Origin of the sequence: Streptomyces sp. GC420, assembly GCF_009916105.1 — a bacterium.
Classification (GTDB): Bacteria; Actinomycetota; Actinomycetes; order Streptomycetales; family Streptomycetaceae; genus Streptomyces.
The window spans coordinates 1-9,862 of record NZ_JAAAXQ010000315.1 but is presented as its reverse complement, the minus strand read 5'-3'; the positions used below and the strand labels follow the sequence as shown (position 1 = coordinate 9,862).

6 protein-coding genes, 1 tRNA gene and 2 pseudogenes are annotated in these 9,862 nt (G+C 73.6%); 7 read left to right on the top strand and 2 right to left on the bottom strand.

What is annotated here, in order from left to right; all coding sequences use genetic code 11:
• From GUY61_RS29260 to GUY61_RS29235, 6 genes and pseudogenes are all read left to right on the top strand, one after another.
• Positions 1-133: pseudogene (locus GUY61_RS29260) on the top strand (methylmalonyl Co-A mutase-associated GTPase MeaB); the annotation flags it as partial.
• 388 nt (positions 134-521) lie between these two features.
• Positions 522-2,120: a hypothetical protein gene (locus tag GUY61_RS29255; RefSeq protein WP_166633263.1), complete on the top strand. Its 1,599-nt coding sequence runs from the start codon at positions 522-524 to the stop codon at positions 2,118-2,120.
• Positions 2,117-3,460, top strand: a complete 1,344-nt coding sequence (locus GUY61_RS29250; protein WP_166633262.1) for an AAA domain-containing protein — start codon at positions 2,117-2,119, stop codon at positions 3,458-3,460. The genes GUY61_RS29255 and GUY61_RS29250 overlap by 4 nt, the downstream gene beginning before the upstream one ends.
• A gap of 184 nt (positions 3,461-3,644) precedes the next feature.
• The gene (locus GUY61_RS29245; RefSeq protein ID WP_166633261.1) at positions 3,645-3,986 is read left to right on the top strand and encodes a hypothetical protein; all 342 of its coding nucleotides are present in this window, start codon (positions 3,645-3,647) and stop codon (positions 3,984-3,986) included.
• A gap of 198 nt (positions 3,987-4,184) precedes the next feature.
• Positions 4,185-4,888 (top strand): annotated as a pseudogene (locus GUY61_RS29240) (bifunctional DNA primase/polymerase).
• Positions 4,879-4,952: transfer RNA gene (locus tag GUY61_RS29235), tRNA-Lys, on the top strand. The pseudogene GUY61_RS29240 and the gene GUY61_RS29235 overlap by 10 nt, the downstream one beginning before the upstream one ends.
• Positions 4,953-5,033: 81 nt before the next feature.
• Here the strand turns inward: GUY61_RS29235 and GUY61_RS29230 are convergent.
• Positions 5,034-6,278: a M6 family metalloprotease domain-containing protein gene (locus GUY61_RS29230; RefSeq protein WP_166633260.1), complete on the bottom strand. Its 1,245-nt coding sequence runs from the start codon at positions 6,276-6,278 to the stop codon at positions 5,034-5,036.
• A 424-nt stretch (positions 6,279-6,702) separates the two neighbouring features.
• On the opposite strand from GUY61_RS29230, the gene GUY61_RS29225 reads away from it, so the two are divergent.
• Positions 6,703-8,550 (top strand): putative bifunctional diguanylate cyclase/phosphodiesterase, encoded by a 1,848-nt coding sequence (locus GUY61_RS29225; RefSeq protein WP_398957320.1) that lies wholly within the window; start codon positions 6,703-6,705, stop codon positions 8,548-8,550.
• A 225-nt stretch (positions 8,551-8,775) separates the two neighbouring features.
• Here GUY61_RS29225 and GUY61_RS29220 read toward each other — a convergent pair whose 3' ends face one another.
• Positions 8,776-9,861 (bottom strand): LLM class flavin-dependent oxidoreductase, encoded by a 1,086-nt coding sequence (locus GUY61_RS29220; protein ID WP_313896929.1) that lies wholly within the window; start codon positions 9,859-9,861, stop codon positions 8,776-8,778.
• Between the last annotated feature and the right edge of the window lies 1 nt (position 9,862).

Below are 9,862 nucleotides of genomic sequence, written 5' to 3'. Positions count from 1 at the left end.
GGCGGCGCGGGAGGTCGAGACGATCGCGGTCACGGCGCTGCGCGAACGCATCGGCGACCTGCACGGCGACCGGCACGTGGACGCGCTGGCCGAGAAGATCGTGGCCGGCGAGCTGGACCCGTACCGCCCGGCACGCCCCCGCGGCCGCTCCCCTCCCCGCACAAGCCCCGGCAGCTCCGGCAGCTCCGGCCGTCCCCGCTGCCGAGGAACGCGCCGCCCACGGCCGACAGGAGGCTGCCCCGCGCCCGCATGACCGGGGCCACTGCGATCAGCGGGCTCGGTCACGCGGTCGGCAGGACGCCGGCCGACTGTGGCCTCCCTGCCGGGACCCCGATCGCCGGGGGATCACCCAGCGGCACCACGACCGGTCGGCGCACGCCCAGAGGCACCACGGCGCGCCGGCAGCCGCCCGGCGAGTGCGCGACCAAAGCCACCGCAAGCCGCGAGCACAGGCACGCGGCCGGAGGGGCCGCCACCGGCCCTCGTCCGGTGGTGCGGTGGCGCTTCGGAAGGGGGCGGGTGTGAGTCTCATCGAGACCCTGGCCCGGCTGGAGGCCGTGGAGAGCGGGCGGGCGCGGCCGCTCGCCACCGTGCGGCACCGGCATGTCGCCGAGCGCCCCCTCGTGTTCGTGCCGCTCACGACCGCGGGTGAGGCCGGTGCGCCGCTCGGGGCACTGGTCGGCACCGACCGGGCGGAGCCCCGGCTGCTTGTGGTGCCGCAGCCGCGGGACCGTGACCTGCGCTTCGCGTTCCTCGCCGAACTGGCGGAGGTCGTGCTGCCGTACATCGACGGCTTCGCCGACGACGTGGAGGCCGCCGAGCGCTCCGAGACCGACCCTGGGGCCGGCAAACGCGTCAAGGTCGAGGTGGAGCTGTGTGCGGACGCGCCCCAGCTCATCGTGCCGAGCGGCGCGGGCATCGACTTCGTACGGCTGCTCGGGCGGTCCATGCGCTTCCGGCGCACCGCCGAGCAGGACCCCGACACGCCGTATCCCGCGCCGCCGCGCGTGCCGCTGCTCGGCCGCTGGTTCACCCACTTCGGTGAGCGGGCCCGGGTGCCCGGCTCCTCGCTGCTGCTGTCGATGACGGGGCTGCTGTCGCGGCACTGGGCGACCGGGCAGTCCGGCCTGGAGGACCTGCACCTGGGCGCGCTGCTCGCCTGGATCGACCCCGGTGAGGGCGAGTCGGGCGCGGACGCCGCGCTGCGGGCGGAGCTGGAGCGGGACGGGCAGGGCCTGCTGGTGTGCCCGCCGGCCGGGCCGGCCACCGACCCGGCCTTCGACAACCGGCTGCTCGCGCCCGCGATGGAGCGCTACGACCGGGCGCGCGCCGCGCTGGCCGCCGCTCAGGACGGGCTCGCCGCCGACGCCCGGCTCGGTGAGCTCGCGGAGGCCGAGCGGGCGATCCGCGCGCTGATCGCCGGGGTGCTGCGGCCCACCTGGGAGTCGGTGTGGCGGGGCATCGACCTGCTGCGGGCCCTGCCCGAGGGCAGGATGGTCGACGACCGCTGGACGCGGGACCGCTGGTCGTTCACCGGCCACCGGGATCGCGTGCGGGCCGGGGAGCCGCCCCAGCCGCGGCGCGACGACGCGGTGACTGCGGCGCGGAAGCTGGCCTCGCGCGAGACGGCGCAGGCGCAGCTCGACGCTCAGGAGGCCCTGGACGACCCGCTGGTGATGGCGGGGCGGCGGCTGGCCGGCGAGGCCTTCGCGGGTGAGGTCGTCGAGGTCGTCATGGCGTACAGCGAGGGCAAGCGCCCGAGCCCGCGCCCGCTGGTGACCCTGCGCACCGACGACCGTCCGCATCTCGCCGCGGGTACCAAGGCGTACCGCTCGCTGGACGGCAAGCCGCAGACCGCGGAATTCCTGGGATTCGCCGGGCCCGGCGAAGAGGGTGTCCTGGTGCTGCGGCTGACCGACCGGATGGGCCGCGCCAAGGAGCCCGCCGAGGGCTCGGTCCCCTCGAAGGGCGACGTGCTGACCTGGACGCTCTTCGAGCACGCTCCGCGTGGCGGTCCCACCCTGCCCGACCCGGAGCAGACGCCGTGGACGCACGGCGGCCCGCCGGGCGCCGAGACGGACACCCGGCCCGACCCGACGACCGAGGAGGACGTTCTGTGACCGCCCGCGCGGAGACCTTCGATCCCGGTGCGGCCGCCGCCCGCGCGACGGAGGCGATCCTGCACGACACCCTGCACGGTTCGCACCGCGGTGTGGTCGTGGACTCACCGCCGGGCGCGGGGAAGTCCACACTCGTCGTGCGGGCCGCACAGGTGCTGGCCGGCGCCGGGCGGCCACTGATGGTGGTCGCGCAGACCAACGCCCAGGTGGACGACCTGGTGCTGCGGCTCGCCGAGAAGGACCCGGAGTTGCCGGTGGGCCGGCTGCACAGCAGTGACCCGGACCCGTACGACAAGGCGTTGGACGGGCTGGCGAACGTGCGGAAGTCCGCGAAGGCCGGTGATCTCACCGGACTGGACGTGGTGGTGTCCACGGCCGCGAAGTGGGCGCACGTGAAGAACGTCGAGCCGTGGCAGCACGCGATCGTCGACGAGGCGTACCAGATGCGTTCGGACGCGCTGCTCGCCGTGGCCGGTCTGTTCGAGCGGGCGCTGTTCGTCGGCGACCCGGGGCAGCTGGACCCGTTCAGTGTCGTCGGCACGGAGCAGTGGGCGGGTCTGTCGTACGACCCTTCGGCGAGCGCGGTCACCACACTCCTCGCGCACAATCCGGAGCTGCCGCAGCACCGCCTGCCGGTGTCCTGGCGGCTCCCGGCCTCCGCCGCGCCGCTGGTCTCCGACGCCTTCTATCCGTACACGCCGTTCCGCAGCGGCACCGGCCACGGCGACCGGAGGCTCAGCTTCGGCGTCCCCTCGGACGGCTCGGCGCACGACCGGGTGCTGGACGAGGCGGCCGAGTCGGGCTGGGGCCTGCTGGAGCTGCCCGCCCGGCACACCCCGCGCACCGATCCGGAGGCGGTACGGGTGACGGCCCTGGTCGTACGGCGGCTGCTGGACCGGGGCGGGGCCGCCACCAGCGAACGCGCGCAGGACCCGGTGCCGCTGACGGCCGAGCGGATCGCGGTGGGCACGGCCCACCGCGACCAGGCGGCGGCGGTCCGGGCGGCGCTCGCGGAGCTGGGCGTTTCGGGTGTCGCGGTCGACACCGCCAACCGGCTGCAGGGCAGGGAGTTCGACGTCACCGTCGTGCTGCATCCGCTGTCCGGCCGTCCCGACGCGACCGCCTTCCACCTGGAGACGGGCCGGTTGTGCGTCCTGGCCTCGCGGCACCGGCACGCGTGCATCGTCGTCTGCCGCGCCGGCGTCGCGGAGCTGCTGGACGAGCACCCGTCGACCGAGCCCGTCCAGCTGGGGGTGACGGTGAAGTTCCCCGACGGGTGGGACGCGATGATGACCACGTGGGACCACCTGTCCGACCACCGGGTGCCGTGGCGTCCGTAGGGCGGGCGGAGGCGGCCGGGTCCCGCCGCCCGCCGGCGCGCTCTCCGCCGGGGCGGTCCTTTCGGAGCGTTCCGGGCGGGGAACGAGGTGGTCTTGCGGAGCACTGGACAATGGAAGACGGCCCGGGAAGACGGGCGCAGCGGGCACGGCACCGACGGGCCCAACGGCCGAGGAGGACGGACACATGGCGGAATCCGAGCGGAGCGAGCAGCGGATGCGGCCCGCGCCGTTGCTCTTCGAGCCGTCGGAGGTTGCCGCCGACCCCGAGCACTTCTTCGATCTGGAGTCGATGGACGACCCGAGGGAGCTGCTGGCCAGGGCGACCGAGCTGACGCTCGCGTTCCGGGCCGCGACCGACCGGGCGGTGGAGTTCCAGGCGGTGGCGGCGGCGCAGCTGGCGGACCCGCGGCGGTTCGACCGGCTGACGCCCGCGGACATCGCGGACCGCGCGGAGTGGACCGAGGACTACGCGAAGAAGATGATCGAATTCGGCCGCGACCTGATGCGCGGCGAGTCCTACTCCTGAGAAGCCCGGAGGGGCCCCGGGCGCGGACGCGAACCCGGATCCCGGAACCGAAGACGGTTTCGAAGTGATCCTCGCCACAAGGGGCCAGGAGCCGGTGGCATATGCGGGAAGGGCAAGGTACTCCACCAGTGCTTTCCCTGTCCCCAATTCCGGGAACTCTGGGGGTTCATCCCGTCACTCCGGGTAGATATATCTGCCATGAGCGCTTGGCATCGGGACATCCTTGACGAAGAGCCGCTGACCGAGGCACTCGAAGCCGACGACGACGGCCACGACGACGGCCTCGGCTACTTCGCACACCTGCGGGAGACCGGCGAGGACGAGGCCCGCCTCCGCTCGGCGGCCGTCACCCCCACCGGCGCCGCCTGGCTCGCCTCGGCCACCACCCGTCCGCGCAGCACGCTCGCGCTGTGGGAGACCCGCCCCTCGACCCCCGGCGTCGTGCCGTGCGGCACGGTCTTCGACGTCGTGAACGCTCCCGCTGTCTTCGGCCGCAGAATGCTCGACCGGCTGTGGGAGCAGGGTCCCGGCTGCGGCCCGGTGGCCACCCACCGCGGCCGGATGCTGCTCTTCGCCACGCCCGGGACCGCGCACCGGCTGCCCGCCCTGCTCGACTGGGTGCGGCGCCCCCCGACGCGGTCGGCGGGCGCGTCGGGAGCGACCATCCCCCGGCTGCTCTGCCACGGCTCCGGGGACGCCGTGACCGTGCCCTCGCTGGCGGTCCACGAGTCGTCCTCGTCCCGCTGGCTGGTTGCCCCCGACACGCGGCATCCCTGGCTTCCGGGGCCCGACGTACTGCTGTGGGCGGCGATGCAGGCGGTGCGCGAGACCCCCGAGGACAATCGATTTTCGCTCCCCCGGATCCGGGTGCTAAGGTCTACGACGTCAGCAGGCGCCGCTAGCTCAGTTGGTTAGAGCAGCTGACTCTTAATCAGCGGGTCCGGGGTTCGAGTCCCTGGCGGCGCACAGACGGAAAACGCCCCTCGCGGAGACGCGAGGGGCGTTTTCGTGTCTCCCGCGCACGGGAGACCGACGCGCCGGCGCCGCTCAGTCGCGGGTGATCTTGACCGTCCAGGCCCCGGACCCGGTGCGGTCCGCCACCTCGACGCGGATGCCCTCGCCCGGCACCGTGAAGGCCTCCCCCACCCCCAGCGGGGCGTCCGCGAGCGCCGGGTAGACGGACTCGCCCCAGCAGGCCTCCGTGTCCGGGTGGGTGTCGAGGACCCGTACCGGACCGTCCCCCGAGGCGGTCTCGGTGCCGACCCGGTAGACGAGGACCCCCTCCGTGCAGGTCGCCCGGTCGTTGCCGACGGCGGCACGCGCCTCGATCGCGATCGCGCCGGTCGTGTCGGTACGGACCACCGCGAGCCGGGATCCGCCCAGGCCGGCGCCGGGCGGGGCGGAGAGCGGCTCCAGGGTGTGCAGGCTGGCACCCCTGGCGCCCGTCACACAGATCACCTGCCGCGGCTCCAGCCAGCCCAGCTTCCACTTGTGCCAGCCGAAGAGATCGGGGGCGAGTCCGAACTGGCTGCCCATGACGTCCCAGTCGCCGACGTGCGTGTCCCAGTCGCCCGGCTCGCCCGCGGCGGGACGGTGGTAGAGGTCGGGCAGGTCGAAGACGTGTCCCGTCTCGTGGGCCAGCACGTTGCGGTCGGGCGGGTGCTGCTCGAAGACGGTGACGATCCGCCGGATCTCGGTGCCGTCGGCCTCCAGGGAACGTCCGAAGTTCACGACCTTCGTGGCGTCGGAGTCGACGCCGGGGGCGTCCGGGTCGGCGATCAGGTAGACGATGTCGTACTTCCCGAAGTCCACCGCCGGGTCGGCGGCGGCCACGGCGTCCCGCAGGTACTCGCTGCGCCGGTCCGCGTTCCAGTCCCGCTGCACCTTGTACGCCGTCGAGGGGCGCGGCATCCGGGTCCAGGACCGGTGCGCGTGGACGCGCAGGGCGAATCTGCCGTAGGAGGCGCGGGAGAAGAACTCGCTGGTGGCGGGGAAGTGGTCGGCGGCCAGTGTCGCGGGGGCGAGGCGCGGCCCGGAGTCGGGGAAGGAGAGGAAGAGCAGCAGGGCGTCGAGGCGGCGGGCGGGCCGCGGATAGGCGGAGTTCCAGGTGTCGAGCCCTTCGGAGTGATGGACGTCGGTGCGGGCCAGGGCGCACGGGGCGTGGGTCGGGGTGGCGGCCGCGGGGCCCGCGACGAGCGACATGGCGGCAAGCGCCGAGAGGGAGGTGAACACCGCCGCCGCTCTGCGCAACCGGAGGCGCTCCCCTCTCCCGGGTGGCTGCGGACACGGCACGTCGACCTCCGGACTGCGGACAGCGGGACTCTCAACACTTTGTGTGCTTTTCCCTTTGTTCGTCCCGCTGGGATACCCCACTCGGGGGACACGGCCGACACTCCGAACGATCTCCGGTGGGAATGCTCCGGATAACGGAAAGTCACGATCGGCCGATCGGGTGACCGCCCTGGCCAGAGAGTCGAGGAAACGATTCGGCACATCGGATGCGCGTATCGCGGGGCGAGCGGGCGAAGCCTTCGCCAAGGCTTGATTACGCGCGCGTAGCTGGAACGGCCCTCTCCAGAACCCCTATGATCGGCACACTTTCGGGCCTGATTCCGCCTTCGGGGGGATTTCCCCCGGCGCCGGGGACCGGCCCCGAACGGCACACGTCAATCAGCACGATCCCTGTACGAGACGACCTGCACTGCGGGAGCGAGCGGTGAGCGGATCCCCCGACCTGCCGGGTTCAGCCCCCGACACCACCCTGCCTGTGATCACCGAACGTGACGGCCACCGCATCGGCCGGGAGGCCCGCGGCGCGCTCCCCCACCGCGAACACCCCGGCCGGGAGGCGGACTACCGGGCCGCCTACAACGCCGCCCACCTCCCCATGGCCGTCGTCGACCGGGAAGGGCTGGTGCTCGCCGCCAACGACGCCCTCGCCGACCTGTTCGCCACCGACCCGGCCTCCCTCGACAGCCAGGCCGCCGCCGACCTCGTCGACCTCGGCGGGGACTCCCGCACCTGGCACGCGTACCGCGACGTACTGAGCGGCCACCGCCCCCGGCTGCGCTGCACCCGGCGGCTCAAGCACCCCGACGGCCACTCGCTCTGGGCGGAGATCACCCTCACGCCCTTACCCGAGTCGGAGCGCGGCGACGTCCTGCTGTCGGTCGCCGACATCAGCGACCGCCGCGAACTCCAGGCCCGGCTGCGCCACTCGCAGATGCACGACCCGGTGACCCGGCTGCCCAACCGCACCCTCTTCTTCGAACGGCTCGCGAGCGCGCTGGAGAACGCGTCGTACGAGCACGGCGGCACCGGACGGATCGGGCTGGTCTACCTCGACCTCGACGGCTTCAAGGCCGTCAACGACACGATGGGCCACCGGGTCGGCGACCGGCTGCTCGCGTCGGTCGCGCAGCGGCTGACGGCCTGCGCCGACCAGCCGGGCTCCGGCAGGCCCGGCGGGCACCTCGTCGCACGGCTCGGCGGAGACGAGTTCGCGGTGCTCGTCGAGGACTCCACGGGCACCGAGCAGCTCGCCGAGCTCGCCGGCTCGGTGCTGGAGGCGCTCCAGCGGCCCTTCGACCTGGCCGGGCAGCGGCTGTCGGTCTCGGCGTCCATCGGGGTCGTGGAGCGCGCCGCGGCCGGCACCACCGCGACCGGGCTGATGCAGGCCGCCGACACCACGCTGTACTGGGCCAAGGAGGACGGCAAGGCCCGCTGGACGCTCTTCGACCCGGAACGCAACGCCCACCGGATGACCCGCCAGGCGCTGGCCAGCACACTCCGGCCGGCCATCGAGCGGGGCGAGTTCGCGCTGGAGTACCAACCGCTGGTCGGGCTGGAGGACGGCCGGGTGCGAGGCGTGGAGGCGCTGGTGCGCTGGCACCATCCGCGCTTCGGCACGCTGGCGCCGAATCGGTTCATCGGATTGGCGGAGGAAGACGGCTCTATCGTCCAGCTCGGCCGGTGGGTGCTGCGGACGGCCTGCCGGCAGACCCGCGAGTGGCAGCTGAAGCATCCCGACGTGCCACCGGTCTTCGTGAGCGTCAACGTGGCGGTCCGTCAGGTCTGGGACTCCGACCTGGTCTCCGACGTAGCGGGCATCCTGGCCGAGACCGGTCTCGAACCGCGGCTGCTCCAGCTGGAGCTGACGGAGTCCGCGGTCATGGGCTCGGCGGGACGCCCCCTCCAGGCACTGCAGGCCCTCAGCGACATGGGCGTGCGCATCGCCATCGACGACTTCGGCACCGGCTACTCGAACCTCGCGTACCTCTCGCGGCTGCCGGTCTCGGCCCTGAAGCTGGACGGGTCCTTCGTGAAGGGCTTCCGGTACGACGAGGGGGCGCACCCCAACCCCGCCGACGAGACCATCGTCGAGGCTCTGGTCCATCTCGCCCACCGCCTCGGCCTGACGGTGACCGCGGAGTGCGTCGAGACCCACGGGCAGGCGGACCGCCTGCGCCGCATCGGGTGCGACACCGGCCAGGGCTGGCTGTACTCCCGCGCGGTTCCGCCGTCGCACGTCCCCGCCCTCCTCGAGGCGGACTGCCGTCCCTGAGGGCCCTCCCGTGGGGCTCGACGGCGCCCGCCCGGAATCGCTGCGGCCGGACCGGCCCGGCATCACGGCCGGGTGACCACCGTCGAAGAATTCCTCGGGGCGACGGCCTCGGCCTGGGAGGTGCACTCACTCGACGAGAGCGACGACGAGGTGACCGGATGGCTCGTCGAGGCCGTCGGCCGCGCGAGCTGAACGGCACGCCTGCGGTGGCGACGGGAACGCGGCTCACCCGGCGGTGGCGCCCGGCAGACCGTAGGCGTCGGCGACGAGTTCGTACGAGCGCAGCCGCGCGGACGGGCTGTGCGCGTTCGAGGTGAGCATCAGTTCGTCCGCCCCGGTGCGCGCGGCGAGCCCGTTCAGGCCCTCGCGCACGGCGTCCGCTGTCCCGTACTCGACGTTCGCCAGCCAGCTGTCGACGAACTCCTTCTCGATCGGTGACAGCGGGGTCGCCTCGGCCTCCTCCGGCGTGGGAATCAGGCCCGGCGGACGGCCCGTGCGCAGACGCAGCATGGTCATCGCCCCCGCGAGCACCTGCCGGTAGGCCTCCTTCTCGGTGTCCGCCGCGAGAGCGGAGACGCCGATGAGCGCGTACGGCTCGTCGAGTACGGCCGAGGGACGGAAGGAACCGCGGTAGAGCTCCAGCGCAGGGATGGTGTTGGCCGCCGAGAAGTGGTGCGCGAAGGCGAAGGGCAGACCGAGTGTGCCGGCCAGCCGCGCGCTGAAACCGGAGGAGCCGAGCAGCCAGACCGGCGGGCGGTGCGGGGACTGGACACCGCCCGGCGTGGTCCCCTGCAGCGGCCCCGGGACGGCGTGGATCCGGGAGTACGGGTGCCCGTCGGGAAAGTCGTCGTCCAGGAAGCGGATCAGCTCGGCGAGTTGCTGCGGGAAGTCGTCGGCGCCCTCGGAGAGCCGGTCCGTGCGGCGCAGCGCGGCGGCGGTGGCACCGTCCGTGCCGGGGGCGCGTCCGAGACCGAGGTCGATCCGGCCGGGGGCCATGGCCTCCAGCGTGCCGAACTGCTCGGCGATGACGAGAGGGGCGTGGTTGGGCAGCATCACCCCGCCGGAACCGAGGCGGATGCGGTCGGTGTGGGCGGCGAGGTGGGCCAGGATGACGGCGGGCGCGGTGCTGGCGACGCTGGGCATGGAGTGGTGCTCCGCGACCCAGTAGCGGTGGAAGCCGCGGGACTCGGCGAGCCGGGCGAGCTTCACGCCGGTGCGGATGGCGTCGCTCGCGGTGTAGCCGCTGCCGACCGTCGTCAGGTCCAGGACGGAGAGGGGGACGGACGCCGTGCCGCCCGCCCGGCCCCTGATC

Bases quoted from the DNA above. Each gene is read 5' to 3' on its own strand.
- GUY61_RS29245 (WP_166633261.1), top strand. From the start codon at position 3,645: ATGGCGGAATCCGAGCGGAGCGAGCAGCGGATGCGGCCCGCGCCGTTG.